The organism is Desulfonatronum parangueonense (assembly GCF_054656975.1).
In genome coordinates this window covers 4,309,164-4,332,848 of sequence record NZ_BAAHXH010000003.1, presented here as the reverse complement: position 1 = coordinate 4,332,848, position 23,685 = coordinate 4,309,164, and the positions used below count along the sequence as shown (strand labels likewise).

Below are 23,685 nucleotides of genomic sequence, written 5' to 3'. Positions count from 1 at the left end.
TTGTTGAAGCCCATCGCCCAGCGCCCCTTGCCCCTCGCTTATCCCCCCTTCCCCCACACCCAGGTCAGCTCGTGTTTGTTGTGCGCCAGGTGCAACAGGCGGGAGCCGGGGATGGAACGGAATTGGTCGATGGTCTCAAAGTCCGTCTCTCCCTGGAACTTGATGGTGCAGACGAAATTCCTGGCCGCTCCGGATTCCAGCCACTGGCTGACCAGACCGAACAGCCGGCTCGGATAGCAGATCACATCCGAAAACAGCCAGTCCACCAGCCCGATTTTTTCGGGGCGCTGGGCAAATGCACTTTCGGCCCGGAAGTCGACTCCTTCCAGCTTCGCAAGTCCCGAAGCCAGGGGCGCCTTGTCCACGCTGATCACTCGGGCGCCGAGATTTTGCAGCACCCAGGTCCAGCCCCCGGGACTGGAGCCCAGGTCCAGACAGAGCTGTCCCGGTTCCGGGTGTCGCCCCAGGAGGGTGAAGACCTCCCAGAGCTTCAGATAGGCCCTGCTGGGAGGACCGGTCTTGTCTTCTTCGAACTGGATGTTGCCATGGGCAAAGGGGCTGGAACACTGCGCCGAAGCCAGCAGGGTCCGCTGGTCCAGAAGCGTCCAGGAACCCAGGGGCGCCCTCGGCGCCGGCGTCCCGAATCGAAACGGCTTGGAGGATGGTCCAGGCAGACGCTCCTGGATCAACTTGGCTCGTCCCCTGTTGCGAAGATGCTCATCGTACAATGCCCAGCGTGCACCCATCCCCTTGAGCGCATTCGCGGCCTGAGCTATGGATTCAAAGGCGATCACCCGCGGCGAGTGCCAGACATTCTGTGCCCAGGCGGCATCCACTGCCGGCCCGGGACAAAGCACAAGCCGGCCAAGCCGGAGCACACAGTCCCCCACCTCCCGTGTCAACTCCGGCAGAAAGCCTTCCGGAGCAAGATAGCCGGTGAGTTCCTCTGGCAAAGGGGTTATTGCAGGGTCAATAATTTTCAAGCGTATCTCATTGTTCAAACAGAAATTGGCTATGGTTACAAAATTCAGTTGGATTGACTGTCTTGAGCTGATTTCGTTTTCATGAACAACTCGAGGATCTGTTGTGGTAACCCTTGCTTTTTGATGATTGCACGCCCACCAGGGAGTATCCGGTCGGTGTCTCCGTTTGAACTGTTGCTGTCCTTTTCGTCCTCGTACCTGATACTGGCAAAGAGTTCCTCCAGGCTGTCTTTTCCGTTGAGAAGCACTTCCATGTATGCGGGATTGTCCAGGTTTTTGACAAGCGGAGTATCGGCGATCATCGCCTGTAGTGTTCTTCGCATGGAATTGTTGCCGGTTTTGCGGCGATGGCCTCTTCTCAGGCCGCGGAATAAGCGTTCGAGAATGTTATTGGTCCGCTGAGGGTAGATTGTGACAAAGCCTTGCGGACTGGCTACCATAATGGGGTCGGCAAAGAGCTTTTTACCGTATTTATCAATTTGTTGCTCCATTTTGAGGCAAAGCTGGTCATCAGCCAAACGGCTTTCCTTTTGGAGCCTATGTCGGAACTTTTCAACACCCTGGCGGATGGTTGACATGGCTTCAGACGAACCGTCATCGTTGAGGCCGTTATTTTCGTCCGGCGTGGCAATGCGCATGGCGTTGCGCAGATCGTCAAACACTTCGACGCGCCATCGCAGTTCTGTCGTTGCCTGGACCAATTCGGGATCATTGGCGATGTTGGATATCTTTTTTGCCAAGACGCGCAGAGGTTTGTGGTTATCTTCAAGGCCGCAGGGGTGTTCAAGGAGCCTGGGCAAATACCGGTCTAATTCAAGCATTCGCTCAGTAAACTCCAGCAACGGACGATCAAAGGGAAAGCCATATCCGTTGCCGTTGTTTTTGCCCTGCAAGGCCCATAGCGCCAGAGAATACGCGGACAAAGACGGCAGCATTTCGACATTATGGGGCGGAGTTTTTGTATTCACTGCATCAACCAGCAAGGGTAAATCAGGGCTTTGCCCCAGCGATTGCCGTATTTGCCGAATGAGTGCTCGCAGGTTGGTAGTCGCTGCAAATGATTTCAGGCGGTTTCTCAATCGCGAGTATGCCGGTTCCAGGAAGTCTTTGCCGGCATCACGCAGAAAGTGGAAATGGCAGATGAAGTCGGCAATGCCGGGGAAGGTTTCGTTGACCGCCTTGCAAATGCCGGTGCCCATGTCATGGACGCAGGCAACCGGCGTACCATACGTGTCTTGAATGTTCTTCAGGAACGGTTTGATGTGGACGGCGTTTTCGCTGGGTGCTTTGATGTTGCCCAGAACAAATTGACTCAGACTGTCCAGGCCGCTGAACAAGGTTGGCGCATCTCCTTCATGGGCGGCGTCCAGGTGGAGGACATATCCGCCGGCCATCCGCATTTTCTGGCGGATGCAGGGCGCGGCTTGGGCATGAGCAAGGGCCAGATACTTGATGAACTTGCGGCCCAGGTAGTCGATCTCTGAGAGGCTGATGTGCGTGTTGCGCATTTTCAGTTCAGTTTGCACTTCGTCGAGTGTGCGGAAGTTTCTGAACAGAGCCTGGCCGACAAAGACCAAGACGTCATAGGCCACGTTGCATCGAGTCGGCACCATTCGGAGCAGCGTTTCGGAGCCCATGGCTCGTGAGCATTGAGGGCAGTTAAGTACGGTTTCATGTGCGATGAATGGTCCGGCCATGCTGTAAACAACTTTTCTGCGCGTTTTCTGGACAAGTCGCGGATGGGTGCATGTGCAGTTTTCCTGCTCCGGAACAAAAGACACCACTGGCGGTTTTGGGAATAATGCCGCCGGGGATATTTCCCGTTGCAGAAGCGCCTGACATCGTTTCAACGCCTCGATTGCTTGCGGGCCGTAGTTTCTGGAGTTTTTTTTAACCCGTGCTGCGCAAACAGCTTTTCGATCTGGGCTGCTTTGATGCTCACATGCCTTGTGCGCTTTATATGCATTGCCAGTTCCTCGAAGCTGAGATTGGGGGACCGGATGAATTCCGCCAAGACGAAAACCGCGATCTCGGCAGGAAGCAATTCCGATGGCATGGCCCGATTTGCCGCGGATTGGCGTTGCTTGTCGGCAGTGGTCATATCCTGGGAAAAATAGACGAAAGAACGTCCAATTTTGTCCCGCTGCAACCGCCCCTGCCTGCACAACTGGACAAGCACCGAATGACATCGACAACGCAGTATTTCTCCCAAGGCCTCGGCAGTAATTCCCTTGGGGCTGCGATTGACCAGCCTGACAAGGGTTTTGTTGAGATTGCCTACCCTGGAAAAGCCGATGTCGTCCGAAAACCATAACCCGTCGTGGCCGAACTTGGGAATGCTTTTCAGAGTGTACCATTTGCCATTGTGGGAAAAGCTTCTGTGGTATCCAACCACGCTCAAAAAACGCCGTGTAGAGGGAACTGAGTAGTTGAGTCGAGTTGCAAGGGGTTCGATTTGCCAGCATGGTTGTTCCGAGAAGGGAGGGGCAAGCTTTTGATCTGGCGATAGACAAGAAGACATGTTGGCCTCCTGGTAAAGTATTGCATATCGTAGCGAGAGGGATAGCATCATGCAATACTTTGTCAAATTTCAAGCCAACAAGCTGGATCACGATCGAATTGCCCCCACCTCAAAAACCAATTAAATCATCATTGATTTTAAATAATTGTTTGCAAATTATTAAAAAGGTCGCCGCTCGCGCTTTGGTGAATCACTAAACAATAAGATGAGAAAGTATAGCACAGCTTGCCGCCTAACATACTGAAATTTAACGATCCAACCGTATATTGTAATCATAGGAAATTGGCAATGCTTTCCTGACAAAAGGAAAAGGAGAATACCTACGGATGATGAAAGAAGCCCATGACATGCCCGCCATACACCCGCCGTGCATCCTGACCATCGCCGGATCTGATTCCAGCGGCGGGGCCGGTATTCAGGCCGACTTGAAAACCTTCACGGTTTTGCGCTGCTACGGAGCGTCGGTCCTAACCGCCATCACGGCCCAGAACACCCAAGGCGTGCAGGACATCGCTCCGTTGTCTGAGGGATTTGTCGCCCGACAGTTGCAATCCGTTTTGGAGGATCTGCCCGTGGCCGCGGCCAAGACCGGAATGCTGTTTTCCGCGCCCCTGATCCGCATCCTGGCCGAGCAACTCGCGGCAAAGACGTTTCCCCTGGTCGTGGACCCGGTTTGCGTCAGCAAGAGCGGGCACAGCCTGCTCCTGCCCGAGGCCGTGGAGACCCTGAAGACCATCCTGCTGCCCCTGGCCGACCTGGTAACGCCCAACCGTCCCGAAGCGGAATTGCTCACCGGACTGAACATTGCCGGAGAAGAGGATGTTCCCCGGGCTTTGGAACTGCTGTTGAACCTGGGCTGCAAGGCCGTCCTGCTCAAGGGGGGGCATTTTGAAGGAGAAAAGCTTGTTGATTGGCTGGCCGTCAGGGGCAGGCCGATCCGCAAATTCGAACACGCCAGACTGAGGTCCAAACATACTCACGGCACCGGCTGCACCCTGTCCGCCGCCATTGCCGCGGGCCTGGGCCAAGGGCTGGAGATGGCGCAAGCCGTCGAACAGGCCGTGGATTACCTGCACGCGGCCATCCGCACCGCCTACCCCATGGGCCGCGGCGTGGGTCCGGTCAATCACCTGCACCCATGGCTCCCTTCCGCCGCGCAATGACGAGGACCCGGAGCCAGGGTCAGCAGACGGAGGGGAAGCGCGCCAACGGCGACTTCCCCTGCCCTTACAGCAGGCTCATTCGAGACTGTGCGCCGCGTAAACTTCTTCCAGTATCTCCCGTCCGCCTCTGTCCAGCACGGCCTGGGCCACCTGGCGGCCCAGTTCCTCTGCGTCTCTGGGCTTGGCCGTTGCCTCTTCGATAATCAGGTTCTTGCCGTCCACGTCCGCGACCAGACCGCGCAGGGTGATCATGTTGGAATCGCTGTAGCGGGCGAAGCCGGCAATGGGCACCTGGCATCCGCCTTCCAGAGTAGCCAAAAAGGCCCGCTCTGCCAGCACGCAGTTATGCGTTTCACGGTGATTCAAGAATTCCAGTAGCTCGGCCACTTCTCTGCGGTCCCGCGCGTACTCCAGCCCCAACGCACCCTGGCCCACCGCGGGCAGGAAGTCCGGCGGTCCGAGTTCACTGATTTGCGGCACGCTGAGACCAAGGCGGTTCATGCCGGCCCGGGCCACGACAATGGCATCGTAATCCCCGTTGAGCAGCTTGCCCACACGGGTGTCCAGATTGCCGCGCAGGTTGAGAATCTGCAGATCCGGCCGCAACGCCAGCAACTGACAACGCCGCCGCAGGCTGCTCGTCCCGATGCGCGCCCCTTCCGGAAGATCTTTCAAGTCGGTGTACTTCACCGAGAGCAGCGCATCAGTCATGTTTTCCCGCTCCGGAATCACGCCCAGGATCAACCCTTCCGGCAGTTCCGCGGGCACGTCCTTCATGCTGTGCACGGCCAGATCGGCGCGACCGTCCAGAATGGCCTCCTCGATCTCCTTCACGAAAAGCCCCTTGCCGCCGACCTTGGCCAGAGGCACGTCCTGGATCTTGTCACCCATGGTCTTGACGATAAGCAGTTCCACGTTCAAACCGCGGTAGCGCTCCAGAAGCCGGGCCTTGATGTGTTCCGCCTGCCACAGGGCCAGTTTGCTGCCCCGTGTTGCAATGGTGATGGCATTTATCATGGCAAGGACACCGCTCAATGACACCCGGCGCAACTCGACGCCGAACAACCGGAACACGATGAGCCGGAACCGGCTCCCGCAGAGGACGCAGCTCCCACCGGATCCGCCCCTCCACCCCGCTTATGGCGGCAGCGGGACATCAGTTTTCCTGTCTTGCTCGATCCACAATGCGGACAAGCCACCTTGGGATCACCAAAAACCAGCTCCTCAAACTCCTTGTCGCATTCATCGCAGAGATATTCATATATCGGCATATTCACTCCTTTATATTCAATAAATTATCATCACGAAACAAATCTAATCGCAATCGAAATCGAAATCGAAAAAAATCACTCGCAACCAACATCACGCTCCAGCCTAAACCTGAATTCACTCTTGTCGTCAGCAAAAAAAACGTAATTGCTCAAAAAGGTCGGGCACAGCCTGATAGCTGCCTCGCACCTGGATTCCCGCCTTCGCGGGAATGACTTCAATAAGGATGCTATTCCAAGCCCTTCATGCCCGCGAAGGCGGGCATCCAGGCCATGCTCGCCACAAGTTTTTGAGCAGTTACAAAAAAACGATGTAACAATTCAGCATAAGCTGCCGTTGTCCAGTTCGGCTCGCTGTCGGTATCGCGATGGAATCGAGACCGGAAGCGAACCCGTACGGAGGGAGCCTCAACGCTCTCGAAACCGATTCCGATACCGACCCCGACCCCGATTGCCGGAGGAGATCACAATAACGTGTGCTGAGTAGTTACGAAACGATTTCGATTTCGATTTCGATTGCGATAAAAAGATATTTACTCCTTCAACCCTCCGAACAGGATCTCGTCCGTCAGCAGGCACAGCAGGTGACCGATGGTGATGTGCACTTCCTGGATCAGCGGTGTTTGACGCGAGGGCACGGCCAGAAGGTGGTCGCACAACTCGCGCATCTCGCCACCGCCTTCGCCGGTCAGGCCGATGGTGATCATTGCGGCCTCCTTTCCGGCCCGCAGGGCGGCCAGCACGTTCGGGCTGTTACCGGAGGTCGACAGGCCCAGAAGCACGTCGCCGGGGCTTCCCAAAGCCTGAACCTGCTTGGCGAAGACCAGCTCGAAGCCAAAATCATTGCCCACCGCGGTCAGGATCGACGTGTCCGTGGACAGGGCAATTGCCGGAAGGGGTCGCCGGTCGAGCAAAAACCGGTTCACGAATTCCGCGGCCAGATGTTGGGCATCCGCCGCGCTTCCGCCATTGCCGCACAGCAGAATCTTCTTGCCGTCGGCCAGTGCCGAGGCCAAAACACGAGCCGCCAGAACGACATCGGTCCCATACTCGGCAAAGTACCTCTCGCGCAACGCACTCCCCTCGGCAACATAACCGTTCATCCGTTGCAATGCTTCACCAGAACCGACAAGTTCGCCGGTCAATCGAATCGAGTTCTTCACGCAGGCTCACCTTGTTTGGCTGATAAAATGTAACTACTCAGCATACCTTCTTCCTCCGATATTCGGTATCGGGGTCGGTATCGGAATCGGTTTCGAAAACAATGGATTGCCCATCCACATGGCTTCGCTTCGATTCCGACCCCGATACCGATTCCAAACACGGCAACAGCTTGGTTTGCTGAAGAGTTACGGTAACTACTCAATAACTCCGGGCAGTGAACCATAGAAAAAACACCTGGACCCCGGCCTGCGCCGGGGTGACGACCGAGAGAACTCGCTTTCGAGGTACTCCACTCCGTCATACCGGCGCAGGCCGGTATCCAGGCAGCACGGATCCGCGGTGGTTGGTTGCCCTGCCTTATTGAGCAGTTACGAGTTACGATAAAATAAGTTGAACCGCCCCGCATTCACTTTGCTGAACAGCATACGCCAAGTGACGACTCGCATGAAGAAAGTGAATACAGATCGGTTCTTACGTTCCGGTCTTGCCCGCTTGCCTGCAAAGCAGCTGACCTTCTTCCTCGGCCAGGACGGCTTCCCGCTCCCATCCTCCGAGCATCAGGCTCTGGGATGCCAGTTGGTACAGCAATTCCGGGCGGTCGCCGTACATGGCCTTGACCAGGGGGCCGTATTCCTCCGCGAACACCATGCGCACCAGGTTGTTGCGGTCGTACAGGAGCCGGGCCAACAACGCGTTGTCCCGGTGATCCGGCAGGTAGCGGACGAACAGCTTCCGGCTGGAAGCAATGATGAAGCGGATCCGGGCAACTTCCCGGCGCATGCTCTCCCTGGTCTGATCAATGACCTTGGACAGCTCCTCCAGCATGTGCCGTTCCTCAAAACTGAGCCCGATCTCCTTGAGCTGCATAAATCTGCCCCCATAGCTCTCGCGCTGATAGGCATCTTCTTTGAGTTTCATGGCTTCGTGAAAAATATAGCCCAGGCACCAGCCCAGCAGCTGTCCGTAAACGTCGCCGTCCTGATCCGTGCGAAACAGGTGGTGAGCGGTGTCCTTGAGCCTCCAGAGCAGGCCCTTGTTCATTTCGACGCCGAGAATATCACGCAGCACCTCGAATTCCAGGTGCTCCTCGGCATCAAAGAGCCGGAACTGGTTTTCCAGCACCTGCTGGCTCAAACAAAAATCTCTGAGAATATCGCGGACGAATTCGGGGCGTTTTGAACGGATCCAGGCTCGAAACATGGTGATGTGTATTAATATGGTTCTAAGTTAAATATTGGGTAACCACTCAGCTTGAGCAGGAAAAGGTGGTTGTTCAAAAACTTGCGACAAGCATGGCCTGGATTCCCGCCTTTGTGGGAATGACTTTTTCCAATGCCGTCTCTACAAGTCACTCATACCGGCCAAGGCCGGTATCCAGACAGTTTTTCTCGAACGAACTGAATGGTTCCAATATCGGCAATATTCTTTAAAAAATGAGGAAATTGATCAACGCAACCGCATCCTTGGGAAAGAAATCAAATAATGACCATCGGCCCAGCAACATTGACCAAGGCCTTTGGACTGGGTTAATCGTAAGCATTCTGAACAACGCTATAGTATAACCCCAAGCCGGTTAAAAATCAAAACACCATGCAGCACAAAACCAAATTCGCCCATCTCGGAATGCACCTTGTGCTCAGCGCACTCGCTTTGTTTCTTTCGGTTGCCCCGGCCCAGGCGCAGCAGCAGACTGAGGAAGAGATCACCTTCACTCTGGAGGAGGCTGTGCAGCGCGGACTGCAGGCCAACCCGCAGATGGCCGGCATCCGGGCTGCCCTGCTGGGCGCGGAATTCGGCGAAAGAGCCGCCCAGGCCGCGTTCTATCCGGCACTGACCGCGAACTTCGGGTATTCCTACGTTGACGAAGCCGTGGCCCAGGGCGACCGAAGCACTTGGACCGCGAATCTCAATCTCAGCCAGCCGCTGTTCACGGGCTGGCGCCTCCTGAGCACCCGCCAGCGAGCCGAACTGGCCCGGGAGCAGGTTCAACTGGAGTTGATCAACAGGGAGCTGGCCCTGACCCTGACCATTCAGGAACAGTTCCTGGAATTGCTGCGGGCCCGGGAAAACGTGCGCAGCGCCCAGGATTCGTTTGTTCGACTTGAGTCCCAGTTGCGTAACGCCCAGGCGTTTTTCGATGTCGGTCTGCGTCCCAAATTCGACGTGCTTCAGGCCGAAGTGGACCTGGCCCAGGCCGAACAGCTGCTGCTCATCTCCGAGAATGCCGTGGCCACCCAGCACGCCCGCCTGAACACCCTGCTCAACCTTGGCCTGGAAACCCCGGTGACATATGTCGGCGAATTGACCTACTCGCCCTTTTCACCCAGCTTGCAGGACTCTCTGGACATGGCCTTCAATCAGCGCCCGGATATCGCCGTGGCCCTGAAGGCCGAGGAAATCGCCGACCGGGACGTGGACATCACGGCCAGCGACCTGTACCCGCAAGTCAGCGCCGACTTTGACTACTACCGGCGCAGCTCAGAGGAAGAAGTCCGTGGAATCACAACCCGTCCGGATTCCTGGTGGACCACCGGAGTCAATGTCCGGTGGCGGGCCTTTGACTTCAATCGAACCCGCCATGCCGCGGACCAGGCACGGCAGAACGTGCTCCGCCTGCGTGAGGAGACAACCAACCTGCGCCTGGAAGTCTCCTTTGCCGTCCAGTCCCTGCACCTCAAGCTCAACGAAGCCGCGGCGCGCATCTCCGTGGCCAACAAGGCCCTGGAGGAAGCCCGGGAAGGCTTCCGCATCGCCCAGGCCCGCTTCCAGGCCCAGGTCGGCACCAACACCGAAGTCCTGGACGCCCAGGCCCGCCTGACCCGCGGCGAAGCCGACCTCACCGACGCCCTCGCCGACTACCAGCTCGCCATCGCCCGCCTCTTCGCCTCCACCGGCGAAATGAATCCGGGGCTGACAGTGCCGTAGGGGAGGCAAGGGTCAGTGTCTTCGACCGATAACCACCGCCTTGAAAGCGCCCGAATTGTTCTTCAAGAATGTTTCTGGGGCGACTACAAGCTTTCAGCCGAAGAATTGCTGCACCGACTGGAGGCCGGCGATCGCGGGTTTGAGCGCTTCATTTTCTCGAAAATCATTGAAAAAAACAGCAGCCATCCCTCCCGCCACCTTCGCACCCTGTTTGCCCCTCACACCGTGAACGAGCTGTTGCAGCTTCATCTGGCTCAATTTGGCGACAAGCAAGGAATCCGTCGTTGCCGCGAACCTCACCGGCAACCATGACCTCGTTCCGAAGATGCAGTGGAACCGAAAGTTATTCGGCTATATACAGCTGCAAGACCGGGTTCTTGATATTCTTTCCGGCAACATCACCAGCTTCTATCCGACAGGTGGGCCTGCCTCCATCGATTCCATGTAGAGCAACACGTTTCCAACGAACTGGATCTGTTCGCTAGCGACAACAATCAGCGACGATGTGCGTGCCAATTTGTTTCAAATGCCCACCGCCCATAGCCTATTCCCCATGCCTCTCATCTCCATCATCACTCCAAACAAGAACGGTGAACACTTTCTGGAGCGGACCATTCGCAGCGTGTTGGCCCAGCGAGTCGACGGAGTGAATCTGGAATACATTGTCCTGGATGGTGCCAGCACGGATGGCTCCCTGGCAATTATGGACCGATACCGGAGCGAAATTGATGTTTTTATCTCTGAACCGGACCGGGGGCCTGCTGCGGCCATCAATAGGGGTTTAAGCATGGCTCGAGGGGAGATCATCGCCTGGCTTAACGCCGACGATCTTTATCATCAGGGCGCCTTGCGCCGCGTGCTGAACGCGATGAACCAGGCGCCCCATGCTGCGCTCTGTTATGGAGGATGTCGGATCATCGACGAAGAGGAACGGGAAATCCGCCGTTCCATCACCCGGTTCAAGGAATTCTTCTTTCCTCTTTCCAGCCGTTTCACCATCCAGTGCATCAACTACATCTCCCAGCCGGCCATGTTCTTTCGCCGCTCGGCACTGGAACAGGCTGGTCTTTTGCGCGAGGATCTCAAGGCAGCTTTCGACTATGATTTCACCTTGCGCCTCTGGCCCCACGGCGGCGCGGTACGCGTACCCGGCCCGCCTCTTGCCGATTTCCGCTGGCATCAAGGTTCCATCAGCGGATCGCACTTCCGTGCCCAGTTCCAAGAAGAGCTCCAGGCGGCATCCAGGGATGCCGGCCCTTTCGCACCTCAAACCCTGATCCACCACGGAGTGCGCTGGGGCATCGTGTCCATCTATGGGCTTATGGCCCTGAGAAGAAAGCGAAGCAGGGCCTGATCCAACCATGCGCATCGGCGTGAACACCCTCTTTCTGATTCCTGGAGAAGTGGGCGGATCGGAAACATATTTGGTCCAGACTCTCCTGACCATGGCCCGCAACCATGCTGATACTCCGCTGACCCTTTTCACCAACCGGGAAAACGATTCCTTTTTCCGGCGTATACTTGGCGAATTCCCTCAGGTCGCCTATCACCTCCTGCCCTTCTTTGCCCGCAATCGCCCCCACCGCATTTTGCGTGAACAACTGCACCTCCCCTGGGCCGTGCGCCGTTCTGGAGTAGACGTACTCTGGTCTCCGGGGTACACAGCTCCGATTCGCTGTGATGTGCCTCAGGCTGTTTCGATCCTGGACATGCAGTACAAAAGTCACCCAGAGGACATGAGCCCGCCGGCGAGGCTCGCCACTGACGTGCTGGTCCGGACAGCCGTCCGGCGGTGCCAAAAAATTCTGACCATCTCTGCCTTCTCCAAATCGGAGATTCTCAAATACACTGCCGCCGATCCGGAACACATACATGTCACCAGTCTGGCCGTGGATCCGGCATTCATGCCGCGATTGTCGATGGACGAAACACGCATCCAACTATCACGCATTGTGCCGTCTGACCTACCCTATCTGCTCTGTGTGGCCAACACCTACCCCCACAAGAACGTTGCCGCCCTGGTTCGGGCTTGCGGCCGCATCCGGACTCGCATCCCACACCGCCTTATCCTGGTAGGCAAGCCGCGCCGGGGTGAGCCGGACGTGGAGCATGCCCTGGCAGGCATACCTGAAGATCGAGTCCTCAGGTTGCGTGGAATCGACCGTCAAACCCTGATCGCCCTCTACCAATGCGCCGACCTGTTCATCTTTCCGTCCCTCTACGAGGGCTTCGGCCTGCCCGTTCTGGAGGCCATGACGGCCGGCACTCCAGTCCTGACAACCCGCATGGGTTCCATTCCTGAAATCGGGGATGACTGCGTGGAGTTTTTTGATCACGAATCAGATCAAGACCTGGAAGAGAAAATTATGAACATGCTGGGCTTACCCCCTGATAAGCGACGGGAGATTATTGAAAGAGCCGTAAAAAGATCCACGGCCTTTTCCTGGTCCCTCACGGCCAATGCGACAATAAAGTGTCTGGAGAAAGCTTATGATTGTGCCGAACCCCGAACATAAAATGACTATGCTGACAGAATCTCGAACAACAAAAATGCTGCGGGAGAAATATTCATGATTTTGGCGTGTGGATTGATACTTTGGCTCCTTGCCGCCATCGCGATCTGGAGACTTTATGCCCTCACATCAACCATTGCCCCCTGCTCACGACTCCAAATCACACTGCTGCTTCTGCTTTTCACTGTCGGCGGCATCCTGTTTTTTCGCCCTCACCTGGAAATGTTCGGAGCTGAAGACGCCGGCGCCTACCTGAATTCCGCCGTGACCTACGCAAGGGAAGGCACCTTGTTTCCGGTTGATCCACTGCTGTCCCAGATACCAGAACCGGTCCGGCCCATTTTTTTCTACAACGAAGGTCTTTACGGCCAGACGAAGGATGGAGTGCTCTGGATTAAAGACTTGGAGGAGGCTAGGCTTCGGCCACATTTTCAACCGGCCTATCCACTGCTCATGAGCTTTATCGCAACCATCATGCCGGCCAAATTGATTCTGTACGTAGCGCCGCTATTCACTCTGTTTGCTGCGTTTGCCATGTGGACTATGGGAACATTGCTCTTTCGGAGCAATTGGGCAGGGCTGGCCTCGGCGACCTTTTTTCTGGCCAATCCGGTTACTGTGTGGCACGGGCGCTGCGCCAGGGCTGAGACGCCGGCCGTCTTTTTTCTCTTTGCGGGTTTGTTCTTTCTGCTCTACGCCTGGAAAAACCGAAACGCATTCCAGCTACAAACCATTCTCCTCGGTTCAATCTGCGTCTTCATCTCATCATTCTTCCATATCCTCACCTGGTTTGCCATCATCCCGCTTTCCGTGTGGATTTTTTTCATGCTGCTCAACGGAAGAAAAGAATTCCGGGCATTTTTTCTATGTTTTTTCGTTTCGATTACATTGTTCCTACTACAGACGATTTTTGTGACTGACGCGTATTCCCTCGCGCATACTTTAGGAAGGTTGACTGACACCTTGAACGTGAAGCACTTGATCGCCGGTTTGGTGTTTTTGGGCTTTTTGGCCTTCTTTTTTGCATATTATCAAAAATATCAACATCTCCTTTCTGGACGTATATCGCCGCGAAGGCTAGGCACTCTTATCGTCGCAGTGAGTCTTAGCGCTCTACTGTTCGTTGTTTTTCTCGGAGATACATATCCGATCCGAGGATTGCTCCAACCCTATCTTCGTTGGACGGACTTCGAAGGGTTACGTTATCTCCTTTCCAGGCCGCTCCTGTTGTTATCTCTTCTGGGCGGTATTCTTCTGGTCATGCGTGAAGGACAAGGCGGTCAAGCAGAGCGGATACTTCTCTGGATAGTCCTGCTGCCCGGTATTCTTCTCATGGGTTGGGTTGATAATCATATGCTGGACAACCGGCGTTTTCTGCTTTTTCTCGTTCCCTGGATGGCCCTGAGCTTCATGGCCCTCATCATGTTTCTGCGGGAACGAATCCCCGGCAAAACATATGCCGCATGTGCGGCCATGCTGCTCATCCTCTTTTTAACAATTCAAAACCGCACGCATCTCTATACGCTCCAGGAATATGAAAATTTACTCGATTTTTTTGCTCCTTATGCCCAGACAGTCAAGGAAAACAATGGAATACTGCTTTTTGAATATACCAGGTTCGGAGCTATCTTCGACCATTTTTTCGGCATACCGACCCTATCCCTGAACAATGAAATACACCTGGATTATACAGCCGCGGAAAAAGCATGGCAGAACATCATGCTCGCTCAGCCGGACCGACCCGCTTTTTTCGCCACTCCTTTCCAGCCGCCGCAAAGCAACCTTTTTGACTTCACTCCCGTACATCAAGATCGTTATTCAGGGCTGGTCCTGAAGCAGGAACGGCGCCGACTTCCCACGATTATCAACACCCATTACTTTTACCTGACTCTCTACCGGATGTCGATTGCGCAAGAAGCAACAGCCACCTTTCCTTTTCATGCGCAAATCAATGCGGGAAATATGGGACTGACGCGTTTTGCGAACATGCGCAGGGAACAATTGCCCATTCAGGCCATTCCCATGGCTGCGGGAAAAGAGTACGCGTTGCCCATCCAGTTGCCGGACACTGCCGCCCCTTCGGAACTGCTTCTCATATTTCACAAATCGTTTTTTTCTTCCGACATGCCGCCAGACATGAAAATCAAGAACGAAGCGGATTTTTCCATTGATTGGCTGTCTCTTGCGCCTGGATGGTGGCTGGCCAGAATTCTTTTCGCTGATCCGCAACCAGGTGAGATGATCACTCTGCTGCCCCAAACGGATCTCCTGCTCAGCACAGTCAAAGGAGTATTCGGTGAGCACGTTCATGATTTCGATCTGAGAGAATTTCCAGGACGTACACAGGTCGTCATCCCATTTATTCAGGCAAGATGGGCACGCAACAACGCCGACATGATCCTCCCGCTTCCGGAACGCCAATCAGACGTGTTCATCTTGATGATCGAGCATGGAAGCGAGGAGGGGCGCGAACTTCATCTGCATGGCGACAGTGATTTATTGCAAACGCTGCATCTCTTACCGGCAACGTGGGCCTGGCACATGCTCAGATTGCCGGCCGAGTATGCATCCAGTAATCGCCTCCGCCTGACCTTTCGCGTGCCAACGCCCTGGGATCCGGGGCTGTCAAATTTCCCCGACGACCTCGCCGTGCTGGTAGGGCATGTCAGTGTTGTGCCGAGATAGCCGATGTTGAACATTTTTTCTGATAAGCGACATGCCCGTTGAACCGCTGAAACCGTCATCATCCTGAACTGGAACGGCTGTCAAGATACCGCTGCCTGTATCCGCGAACTGAGCAGGTACAAAAATTTTCGCTTACTGATTGTGGACAATGGATCACAAATCCAAAGCTTGATTTTCAAGTCCGGCGCCTGGCCTAGATGCTGGGTACGGAGGACAAAGCCATTGTTCGTTACAAGGGTGCTGCCAGAGTGGTATCGTAGCCTGATCAGGTTCCTGCACTCCCACTCTCTTATAACGTTCCTACCCATCCTGTTGACTACCACGGCGCATTTAGCCTTTGACCGCCTTCATGCAAACGGACCGCTACTTCGCGACATATTAACGGAATCCGTGATGCTCATCATTGCCACAGTTCCTGAACAAATCTTAAGCTAAATATATCAGAATATTGCCGAATGGTTGCTGGGGATAGTTATTTTGATTAAAGGATAGTTGACATGAACCCTGCCCATTGCCATGGCGGCCTCCACTCGTATAGTCGGCCCTGCCCAGATACATTCCATTCCGTACTGGTGATCATTCCAGCATGGAATGAGCAGGATTCCGTAGCTGATGTTGTCCGCGAGGTAATTCATCACACCTGCAGCGACATCCTTGTCGTCGATGACGGAAGCACGGACCAGACTGCTGCCAGAGCCCGCATGGCCGGCGCCCGGGTGATCACCCTCCCACTGAATCTCGGTGCCTGGGGCGCGATGCAGACCGGGATGCGCTATGCGAAGCAACATGGGTACCGCATGGTAATCACCATGGATGCCGATGGCCAGCATCAAGCGCAGACGCTTTCCTCGCTCCTTTTTCCTCTCCAGCAATACCATGCGGATGTGGTTATCGGCTCCTGCACCCCGCGGGGTAGCCGCGCAAGAAAAACAGCTTGGCTCTTTTTTCGCTGGATTTCGGGGTTGAACATTCAAGATCTGACCTCGGGCCTGCGAGCCTATTCGACACCTGCCATAACTCTGCTGGCGTCCAGCCGCGCATCCCTTCTGGATTACCAGGACGTGGGCGTCCTTCTGCTGCTGCGCAAAGCCGGATTGCGGATCACGGAAGTGCAGGTCGCCATGTGTTCCCGCAAACATGGGTCGTCCAAGGTGTACAGTTCCTGGTTCAAGGTATGTGAATACATGCTGCTCACAATGATTCTCTGTCTTTCGAATTGGTCTTCGCGAACCTCAACTCCAGCACGAGAAGCCAGTTGACCCCCTTCGTTCCCCTCCAATGGACAACGGCACTGCTCGGGCTGGGCATTGCATGCGCCATCCTGCTGCTGATCCGCAAGGACAGTCTGCATGTCCGACACTCGATCTGGTGGCTGACAGTGGCCGCCGGGTCCGTACTGCTCGGCTTTTTCCCGCGCCTGATGGATGCTTTTGGAGTTTTCTTGGGCGTGTATTATCCGCCCATACTTTTCCTGACCCTGGCCTTGGGCATGGTTTTGATCAAGATCCTGACCATGGACATTGAACGCTCCCGCCAGGAACGAGCCCTGCGACGCTTGACCCAGCGCATGGCCATTCTGGAAGAAGAGATCAAAAATAAACCGCATTAGTCCTCATTTGTCCCTGCCAATAACGCCCTTGGCCTGTCTCGCCTTTTCTTTTTCCACACTCCTAATAGCAATTCCTTGATGCAGGGCATAGACCGTGCTGCTTTCCCGGATTACGCAGGCTTACGTGCTTGGCTGGGGCTGGATTCTTCTCGAAAAATTCAACCTGAACTAGAATGGTTGACTTCTCAGCATTGGTACCATATACGGAACCAATTGCCGCATACATCAAAATGAACTCAGCTCTTACGGCATCACGCATTGGTTTGGTTGTCCTGCTATTCGATTGCGCTGCCCAAACAAGGACAACAGTTTATAGCACATTGATCGAGGAAATACATGTTTCATTCACTGTTTCAACTCTGCCCATGCCGCCCCGGCCCACTTCTCAACGCATTTGCGGCCAGCGCCGTGTTCTTGATTATTCTTTCGACATCGCATGCTCTTGCCGATATCCCGCACCAATCCGCCGAACAAGGCAATTCCCAGCCTCTTGTCATGGAAATGGAGGACTGCGTTCAGGTGGGGTTGGAACATAATCCTCGTATCCGGGCCGCTAAATTTGCCGTGCAGCGCGCGGGATCTGATGTTCAGGCCTCCATTGCTGATTTTTTGCCCCGTCTTGATGGCGGATTTCAGGCCCGCCGTCTCCGACAGGTACGTTCCGGTCAGACTGTCGAACAGGATGGCACACCGGAAAACGGTTCCGCCGAGGAGCAGCAGAACAACCAGGAAGAAGGTCCCGCCGTCGGAGAAGGCACCAAACTGTTGCGCCGCTCTCTGGCAAACCACACTTCCGCTCATTCGTATTCCCCCTCCAATCCCACAGCACGGTCCGCTCAACACCGTCAAGATGTTCCCGCTTATAATCCCTTAGAAGAACTGCAACAGCAGCTGGACCAGATCAATCAGGGGTTGTCCCAGCAAAACCAGGCATTGGCCAATCTCGATCAGAATCTTGACGACCTCAATGTCAAACTCGACGATTTGCAGGAAACCCTGAATAAAAGGCCCATTGACGCTGATTCATCCAGCTTTGATGAAACCACTTGGTATTTGAGAGTCAGTCAGCCGGTTTTCACGGGATTTACCATCACGAACACGTACCTAAGGACACGTTTGTCCAGGGAAATCGTTGAAGCCGAACTGGAAGCCGTCAAGCTGGAAGTGGCCCGGGACATTCGCCAGGCATTTCTGAACGTGCTTTGGGCCATGGAGGACCTGCGCAGCCTTGAGGCCTCGATCACCCGCCTCGAAAACCAGCTGGATTCAGCTCAGGCATTTTATCGCCTAGGGATGAAACCATATCTTGGAGTGCTCCAGGCTGAGGTGGATCTGAGCGAAGCGCGTCAGGAGCGGATCCAGGTCGACAATGTTGTCCGCGTCCAGACGGCACGACTGTTGACCTTGATGGGGCTGTCCATGGACACGCCCATTGAAATCGTGGGCAGGCTCGAATCCTTCCAGGCCGACTTTGAATTGAGCTTGCGTGATTGTTTTGCCGAAGCCCGCGCCAACCGCCCAGATCTGTTCATTGCTCATAAGGCCGTGGAGGTAGCCGAAAAAGACGTTCACCTGGCCTGGGGCCGCTTCTCGCCCACCGCTTCCGTGGACTTCTCCTATAATATCCAGGACCGCAAATACAGAGATCAGGAGGTCGCGCCGCGCTTCGACCTTAATGACCGTCAGTACTGGACCCTGGGCTTGAACGTGAACATGAATTTGTTCGAAGGAGGCCGCTCTCGAGCCATGGTCATGCGCGCCAGACATGAACTCTTCCGAATTCGTGAAGAAATGCTGTTCCAGGAAATGAATGCGGCCTATGATGTGGAAGCCGCATACCATCTCCTGCACGAGGCCCGACAACGTATCGATTCCACTATCAAGATCCGTGAAGCGGCCCAGGAGGCGTACGACATGGCCCTGGTCCGGTACCGTACGGAAATCGGCACCCATGGCGAACTTCTGGACGCCCAGGAACGACTGACCCGCTCCGAAACCAGTTCCAACCAGGCACGAGCTCAGTACAACCGTGCCCGCGCCCAACTCTACTTCGCCATGGGCTGGTTGGGGACGAGTTTGTAGGGTTTGTGCGGTTTGTTGAGTTTATGGTGATTTACGAATTGGATTTAACACACATAACCAAATACAACCCAATACGTAACTATTCAGCACATACCCTGTCTCTCGCCAGAGCTGGATTCCGGCTTTCGCCGGAATGACGTATCGTACCACGTACTTTCCAAGTTAAATCATACCGGCGAAGGCCGGTTTCCAGCTCAATTTTTCTCGAATGAGCTGAATAGTTACCCCAATACAACCCTAAAAAACTACTTGACACTGGTTCCAGGTGCGGCACCATCCTTTTTAACAGCATACAAAAAAACAATTCATAAATCCAAAAACTTAGCACAATGTCGCACAACTCAACAACCCCCTAAACTTAATGATCTCAACAAACCCCAAAATGGCCATCAAATACTCCATCACCTTACTCTGGGACGATCAGCAGTCCGGCTACACGGCAACATGCACCGAATTTCCCGAGTTGAAAGCCTTTTCCTCCTCCCCTGCCGAAGCTGTCAATGAGATCGAAAATCGGATCATAGCGCAGCTTGAAGAGATGCGGCACCGCGGAACTCCTCCTCCTGTCCCGCGGTGCTGCGTTCCCTTCAGTGGTCAGTTTCGGCTCCGTCTGCCCAAGAGCCTGCATGCCGCCCTGACCCATGAAGCCGAAGAAGAAGGCCTGTCGCTCAACGGGTACATCCAGTACCTCCTGGCCTCCCGGCATGCACCCAATGTCGTCCAGGATCCCATGGCCTCGCAGCAAATGCACGAAATCCAGGAAACAGTCCGCCTGATTCAGGATCGTGTCACCAGCCTGACATTCATTCAGGATGAACAGCCGGATTTCACCTGGAGCAACGAATCCGCGGCCACCATCTCACTGCAATAATCCTCAAACCCGATATGATCCGCCTGATCTGGTCCGTACTTTGCCGTGAAATCCTCACGGATCGGGAGACGAATTCCGTGAGCTACATCCACAGCATCGAGGAGGGAGCGGCCACTGTCCTTCCGACGCGTATCGCGCCCATCAGCCTGGGTACGCTGTGGGAGATGGACACGCCCGGACCGGAACCCTTCGCCGCCCGGGTCATCCTCAAGAACCCCGCCGGCCAGGAGGTCGGCCTGTTGCAGACCGGCCAGCTCTCCTTCACCAACCCGCGCCATCGTCTTCATTTTCGGCTTCAGGGACTGCCCATGACAGCCTTTGGAAGACATGAGATACGACTGGAGTTCAGCCAAGGCTCTCTCCAGGACAACAAGTGGCAATGCGCGGCAATCATGCCTTTCGTCTTGCGCCGTCTGGTCATGCCTGAAAAAACCTCTAAATAATTTGATAACTTAAAATGAGTCTCCCAGCTACGACCTCCTCGCAAAATCTTCGCCCTTTGAGCGCTTCGAGCCGCCCGGCAGGGCCGGATCCGGTTACTGACAGGTTTCGGACCTTGACCCGCCACATCTTCGGCCGGACCATGCTTTTCAGCCTGTTGACCGGAATGCTTCGTCTTGCCGTGCCCATCAACATGCTGGCGATGTACAGCATCGTCATCCCCAGCCAGGATCCACACAATGCATATGTGATCACCGGCGCGGCACTGGGAGCGCTTCTCGTCATGGGCTTGCTGGAGTTGGTCCGCTCCCGGCTGATGATCCGCTATGGACTGGCCGTGCAGCGCGATCTTTCCGACAAGGTCCTCACCGGCATGCTTCGGGACGCGGCGGAAATGCATTCCCAAGGCTTTTCCGAGGCCATGGGCAATCTGCAAAAGGTCCGCAACTTTGTCAGCTCTCCGGCGGTCTTCGCATTTTTCGACTGTCTGCTCGCTCCATTACTCCTGCTCATCGTCTTCCTGATCCATCCAATCATGGGACTCACGGCGCTGTTGGCGGTGGGTTGCGTCGTTGTCCTGGCCTGGAGAATGGAAAAAGGGTCCAAGGTTCCCCTGAAACAGGCCAATGCCCTGGCGAGCAAAAACAATTCCTTTCTGCAGGAATGTCTGCGCGGCAAGTCCGCCGTCCAAGCCATGGGCATGACCAAGGCTGTTTCCGCCCTATGGCGCAACGATCAGAACAAGGTCTTGGCACTGCAGTCCGGTGCCAGCGATCAGGCCGGACGGTTGTCGGCCATGTCCAAGCTGGTGACCATGGGCAACTCCGTGTTCCTGTTTGCCATCGGCGCCTATCTGGTGATCAGTTCTCCAATGGGTGCGGGCAACGTGCTGATGGCCGTGATCATCGCCGGCCAGGCCATCATGCCTCTGCACCAGGCCATGTCCAACTGGACCAATCTTCAGGAAGCCCGCCAGGCTTACGACAATCTGAAAGAACTTCTGGCCGCATCTGCCCAGCAGGCGGAACGCATGGAACTCCCCCCTCCAAAGGGTGCGTTGTCCACTGAGCAGCTTGTCTTCGCCCTTCCTGGCCAGGCCATCCTGCGGGGCATTTCCATTTCGCTGAATCCCGGAGAATTCCTGGGAGTCATTGGCCCCATGGCCGCGGGCAAAACCACCCTTGCCCGTCTGCTGACAGGCGTCATCAAGCCCACGTCCGGCTCCATTCGACTGGACGGCGCGGACATGTACAATTGGGATCAAACCCGGTTGGGTGCTTTTCTCGGCTATCTGCCTCAGGAAGTGGAGCTTTTTCCCGGGACCATCAGTGAAAACATCGCTCGCATGGCCGAACCGGACGAAGCATATCTGGCTCGCGCCGCGAACATGTCCGGTATTGAATCCGTCCTGGCAACCCAGCCTCATGGACTGGATACAATGATCGCCGAAGGCGGAGCCAACCTGCCCGGCGGACTGCGACAGCGCATTGGTCTGGCCCGCGCGCTCTACGGCGATCCAAGCCTGATCATCCTGGATGAACCCGACGCCAACCTGGATGAAGCCGGCCGTACAGCCTTGCTGAACGCCCTGGCCGAACTCAAGCGCCGTCAGGTCACCGTGGTCATGGTCACTCACCGTGTCTCCCTGATTACCCGTTCGGACAAGCTCCTGGTCCTCCAGCAGGGCGTCCCGATCCACTACGGCGTCACTTCCGAGGTTCTTGCCAAGCTTCAAAAGTCATAGCCTGACCTCCATTCGACACTGCCAACTTTTTTTCCGATATCAAGTCCCTTTAACCGAGTCTCAACCTTATGCTTCGTTTCGTTCCCAAATCGCTCATCCCTCTCTACGGCACGGCTTTTTTCTTCAGCCTGTTCATCAACGTGCTCAGCCTGGCCGTGCCGTTGCACATGCTGCTGATCTTCGATCGCGTGCTCACGGGCCGGAGTGAGGCCACCCTGATCTTCATCACTCTGGCAGCCCTGGGAGCCCTTCTGACTATGGGGTTGCTGGAAGGTCTGCGCTCACGGCTTCTCGTCCGACTGGGCAATCGCGTGGATCAGCGCATGGGCGATCCAGTGGTCATGGCCATGTTCACTCCGGCAGGACAGCCGGGCAGCCCCGGCTATGAACGCGGAGCGACGGATCTCAACGCAGTCAAGACATTTCTCGGCGGGACCGGTATTTTCGCCTTTTTCGACATACCCTGGCTACCGATCTATCTTGCCGTGACCTACATGCTCCACCCGATAATCGGCATGGTTTCCACAGCCGGCGCCCTGCTCTTGTTCATTTTGCTTTTCGTCAACGAAACACTGACCCGCAAGGCTGCGCGCGAAGCCGCGGAATCCTCGTCCCAGGCCGCCAGCCTGCTCCGCGCCTCCCAGCGCAATGTTCATGCCGTCTATGCCATGGGCATGCTCCCGGCCCTGGTTGCCCGCTGGAAGCAGGCCACGGACCGGGATCTGGCCCTGGAAACACGCGTGCACAACCGTACCGGTCTCAGCGCGGCCATGACCAAGTCACTGCGCATGGGGCTGCAGGCGATCATTCTCAGCGTTGGCGCGGTCCTGGTGATTGCCAACGAAATCACGGCTGGAGTGATGATCGTCGGCTCAATCATGATGGGCAAGGCGCTTCAACCGCTGGACCTGATTCTGGGCGGATGGAAGCAGTTCCAGGAAGCCCGGCTGGCTTCGCGGCGACTTGTATCCGCCTTGAATCAGCCCAGCCCCACCGACACAGCCTCGCACCCACAGCCGGTTCTTGACGGACCGGCAAATCAAGTGGGTTTGCGCGTCCGCGATCTGCATCTTGAACTTTTCGAGCGCCCGATTCTGTCGGCCATTGACCTGGAACTGCCCCCCGGAGCAATCATGGCCCTGATCGGGCCGAGCGGCGCAGGCAAGACAAGCCTGGCCTCCGCCATCGTCGGCCTGCACCATCCCGCCACAGGTCAGATGTTCCTTGACAACCACGACCTGACCCGTCTTGATCCGGAACTTCGCGCCGGCTTGATCGGATATCTGCCCCAGGATGTGGAGTTGCTGCCGGGCACGGTGGGCCAGAACATCGGACGCATGGACGGTGAAGATGCCGAAGCCGTGGTTGCCGCGGCCCGCTCTGCCGGAGCACACGACCTGATCCTCCGCCTTCCCAAAGGCTACGACACCCCGGTGGCGCCTCGGGCGGCCAACCTGTCCGCCGGCCAGCGTCAACGCATCGCTCTTGCACGGGCACTCTACCGTGAACCTCGCCTGTTGGTCCTGGATGAACCGGATGCCAACCTGGACGACGAAGGCCGGCAATCCCTGGCCAAGGCTATCGCTGCGGCCAAATCCAGAGGCGCCATGATCCTGCTCATATCCCATCGACCATGGATTCTGAAAATGGCCGACGTCATCATCCAGCTCGAGCAGGGAAGAAACAAACCCCGACAAACCCCGACAACCCAATAAT

At 55.8% G+C, this 23,685-nt stretch carries 20 protein-coding genes; 12 read left to right on the top strand and 8 right to left on the bottom strand.

Annotation, left to right across the window (positions count from 1 at the left end):
- Positions 1-38: 38 nt before the first annotated feature.
- The 3 genes from ACYQ15_RS19325 to ACYQ15_RS19315 form a co-directional block, all read right to left on the bottom strand.
- A complete protein-coding gene (locus ACYQ15_RS19325) occupies positions 39-983 on the bottom strand; it encodes an SAM-dependent methyltransferase (protein WP_459939123.1) in 945 nt (314 codons plus the stop codon).
- A gap of 44 nt (positions 984-1,027) precedes the next feature.
- On the bottom strand, positions 1,028-2,764 hold the full coding sequence (locus tag ACYQ15_RS19320; protein ID WP_459936306.1) for a hypothetical protein: 1,737 nt from the start codon (positions 2,762-2,764) through the stop codon (positions 1,028-1,030).
- 65 nt (positions 2,765-2,829) lie between these two features.
- Positions 2,830-3,378, bottom strand: coding sequence for a hypothetical protein (locus ACYQ15_RS19315; RefSeq protein ID WP_459935726.1), 549 nt, complete (start codon positions 3,376-3,378; stop codon positions 2,830-2,832).
- A 452-nt stretch (positions 3,379-3,830) separates the two neighbouring features.
- On the opposite strand from ACYQ15_RS19315, the gene thiD reads away from it, so the two are divergent.
- On the top strand, positions 3,831-4,667 hold the full coding sequence (thiD, locus tag ACYQ15_RS19310) for a bifunctional hydroxymethylpyrimidine kinase/phosphomethylpyrimidine kinase (protein ID WP_459939122.1): 837 nt from the start codon (positions 3,831-3,833) through the stop codon (positions 4,665-4,667).
- Between the two features lie 75 nt (positions 4,668-4,742).
- On the opposite strand, the gene hemC is transcribed toward thiD, so the two are convergent.
- The 4 genes from hemC to ACYQ15_RS19290 form a co-directional block, all read right to left on the bottom strand.
- Positions 4,743-5,684, bottom strand: coding sequence for a hydroxymethylbilane synthase (gene hemC, locus ACYQ15_RS19305; RefSeq protein ID WP_459939121.1), 942 nt, complete (start codon positions 5,682-5,684; stop codon positions 4,743-4,745).
- 14 nt (positions 5,685-5,698) lie between these two features.
- Positions 5,699-5,938 carry an FmdB family zinc ribbon protein gene (locus ACYQ15_RS19300; RefSeq protein WP_459939120.1) on the bottom strand — a complete coding sequence of 80 codons (240 nt, stop codon included), beginning with the start codon at positions 5,936-5,938 and terminating at the stop codon, positions 5,699-5,701.
- A gap of 530 nt (positions 5,939-6,468) precedes the next feature.
- Positions 6,469-7,038: a D-sedoheptulose 7-phosphate isomerase gene (locus ACYQ15_RS19295; RefSeq protein ID WP_459939622.1), complete on the bottom strand. Its 570-nt coding sequence runs from the start codon at positions 7,036-7,038 to the stop codon at positions 6,469-6,471.
- A gap of 532 nt (positions 7,039-7,570) precedes the next feature.
- The gene (locus ACYQ15_RS19290) at positions 7,571-8,233 is read right to left on the bottom strand and encodes a hypothetical protein (protein WP_459939119.1); all 663 of its coding nucleotides are present in this window, start codon (positions 8,231-8,233) and stop codon (positions 7,571-7,573) included.
- Between the two features lie 456 nt (positions 8,234-8,689).
- Between ACYQ15_RS19290 and ACYQ15_RS19285 the strand changes: the two genes are divergently transcribed.
- Entirely contained in the window at positions 8,690-10,024 is a 1,335-nt protein-coding gene (locus ACYQ15_RS19285; protein ID WP_459939118.1) for a TolC family protein, read from the top strand.
- 93 nt (positions 10,025-10,117) lie between these two features.
- Here the strand turns inward: ACYQ15_RS19285 and ACYQ15_RS19280 are convergent, their stop codons facing one another.
- Complete coding sequence (locus tag ACYQ15_RS19280; protein ID WP_459939117.1) at positions 10,118-10,297, bottom strand: hypothetical protein; 180 nt, start codon at positions 10,295-10,297, stop codon at positions 10,118-10,120.
- Between the two features lie 280 nt (positions 10,298-10,577).
- On the opposite strand from ACYQ15_RS19280, the gene ACYQ15_RS19275 reads away from it, so the two are divergent.
- The 10 genes from ACYQ15_RS19275 to ACYQ15_RS19230 all read left to right on the top strand — a co-directional run bounded on the left by ACYQ15_RS19275 (position 10,578) and on the right by ACYQ15_RS19230 (position 23,684).
- Positions 10,578-11,378: a glycosyltransferase family 2 protein gene (locus ACYQ15_RS19275; protein ID WP_459939116.1), complete on the top strand. Its 801-nt coding sequence runs from the start codon at positions 10,578-10,580 to the stop codon at positions 11,376-11,378.
- Between the two features lie 7 nt (positions 11,379-11,385).
- Positions 11,386-12,540, top strand: a complete 1,155-nt coding sequence (locus ACYQ15_RS19270; RefSeq protein ID WP_459939115.1) for a glycosyltransferase family 4 protein — start codon at positions 11,386-11,388, stop codon at positions 12,538-12,540.
- A gap of 285 nt (positions 12,541-12,825) precedes the next feature.
- Positions 12,826-15,222 (top strand): hypothetical protein, encoded by a 2,397-nt coding sequence (locus ACYQ15_RS19265; protein WP_459939114.1) that lies wholly within the window; start codon positions 12,826-12,828, stop codon positions 15,220-15,222.
- 497 nt (positions 15,223-15,719) lie between these two features.
- Positions 15,720-16,481, top strand: a complete 762-nt coding sequence (locus tag ACYQ15_RS19260; protein ID WP_459939113.1) for a glycosyltransferase family 2 protein — start codon at positions 15,720-15,722, stop codon at positions 16,479-16,481.
- On the top strand, positions 16,478-16,831 hold the full coding sequence (locus ACYQ15_RS19255; RefSeq protein WP_459939112.1) for a DUF2304 domain-containing protein: 354 nt from the start codon (positions 16,478-16,480) through the stop codon (positions 16,829-16,831). Before ACYQ15_RS19260 ends, ACYQ15_RS19255 begins: the two co-directional genes overlap by 4 nt.
- Positions 16,832-17,167: 336 nt before the next feature.
- The gene (locus ACYQ15_RS19250) at positions 17,168-18,913 is read left to right on the top strand and encodes a TolC family protein (RefSeq protein ID WP_459939111.1); all 1,746 of its coding nucleotides are present in this window, start codon (positions 17,168-17,170) and stop codon (positions 18,911-18,913) included.
- A 382-nt stretch (positions 18,914-19,295) separates the two neighbouring features.
- The gene (locus ACYQ15_RS19245) at positions 19,296-19,784 is read left to right on the top strand and encodes a toxin-antitoxin system HicB family antitoxin (protein WP_459939110.1); all 489 of its coding nucleotides are present in this window, start codon (positions 19,296-19,298) and stop codon (positions 19,782-19,784) included.
- A 14-nt stretch (positions 19,785-19,798) separates the two neighbouring features.
- The gene (locus ACYQ15_RS19240) at positions 19,799-20,227 is read left to right on the top strand and encodes a hypothetical protein (RefSeq protein WP_459939109.1); all 429 of its coding nucleotides are present in this window, start codon (positions 19,799-19,801) and stop codon (positions 20,225-20,227) included.
- Between the two features lie 113 nt (positions 20,228-20,340).
- The gene (locus ACYQ15_RS19235; protein WP_459939108.1) at positions 20,341-21,969 is read left to right on the top strand and encodes a type I secretion system permease/ATPase; all 1,629 of its coding nucleotides are present in this window, start codon (positions 20,341-20,343) and stop codon (positions 21,967-21,969) included.
- A 68-nt stretch (positions 21,970-22,037) separates the two neighbouring features.
- Entirely contained in the window at positions 22,038-23,684 is a 1,647-nt protein-coding gene (locus tag ACYQ15_RS19230) for a type I secretion system permease/ATPase (protein WP_459939107.1), read from the top strand.
- Position 23,685: the final 1 nt, after the last annotated feature.

Coding starts and splice junctions, on each gene's coding strand:
- thiD (WP_459939122.1), top strand. CDS start 3,831: ATGATGAAAGAAGCCCATGACATGCCCGCCATACACCCGCCGTGCATC.
- ACYQ15_RS19230 (WP_459939107.1), top strand. CDS start 22,038: ATGCTTCGTTTCGTTCCCAAATCGCTCATCCCTCTCTACGGCACGGCT.
- ACYQ15_RS19270 (WP_459939115.1), top strand. CDS start 11,386: ATGCGCATCGGCGTGAACACCCTCTTTCTGATTCCTGGAGAAGTGGGC.
- ACYQ15_RS19245 (WP_459939110.1), top strand. CDS start 19,296: ATGGCCATCAAATACTCCATCACCTTACTCTGGGACGATCAGCAGTCC.
- ACYQ15_RS19300 (WP_459939120.1), bottom strand. CDS start 5,938: ATGCCGATATATGAATATCTCTGCGATGAATGCGACAAGGAGTTTGAG.
- ACYQ15_RS19275 (WP_459939116.1), top strand. CDS start 10,578: ATGCCTCTCATCTCCATCATCACTCCAAACAAGAACGGTGAACACTTT.
- ACYQ15_RS19250 (WP_459939111.1), top strand. CDS start 17,168: ATGTTTCATTCACTGTTTCAACTCTGCCCATGCCGCCCCGGCCCACTT.
- ACYQ15_RS19295 (WP_459939622.1), bottom strand. CDS start 7,038: ATGAACGGTTATGTTGCCGAGGGGAGTGCGTTGCGCGAGAGGTACTTT.
- ACYQ15_RS19240 (WP_459939109.1), top strand. CDS start 19,799: ATGATCCGCCTGATCTGGTCCGTACTTTGCCGTGAAATCCTCACGGAT.
- ACYQ15_RS19260 (WP_459939113.1), top strand. CDS start 15,720: ATGAACCCTGCCCATTGCCATGGCGGCCTCCACTCGTATAGTCGGCCC.
- hemC (WP_459939121.1), bottom strand. CDS start 5,684: ATGATAAATGCCATCACCATTGCAACACGGGGCAGCAAACTGGCCCTG.
- ACYQ15_RS19285 (WP_459939118.1), top strand. CDS start 8,690: ATGCAGCACAAAACCAAATTCGCCCATCTCGGAATGCACCTTGTGCTC.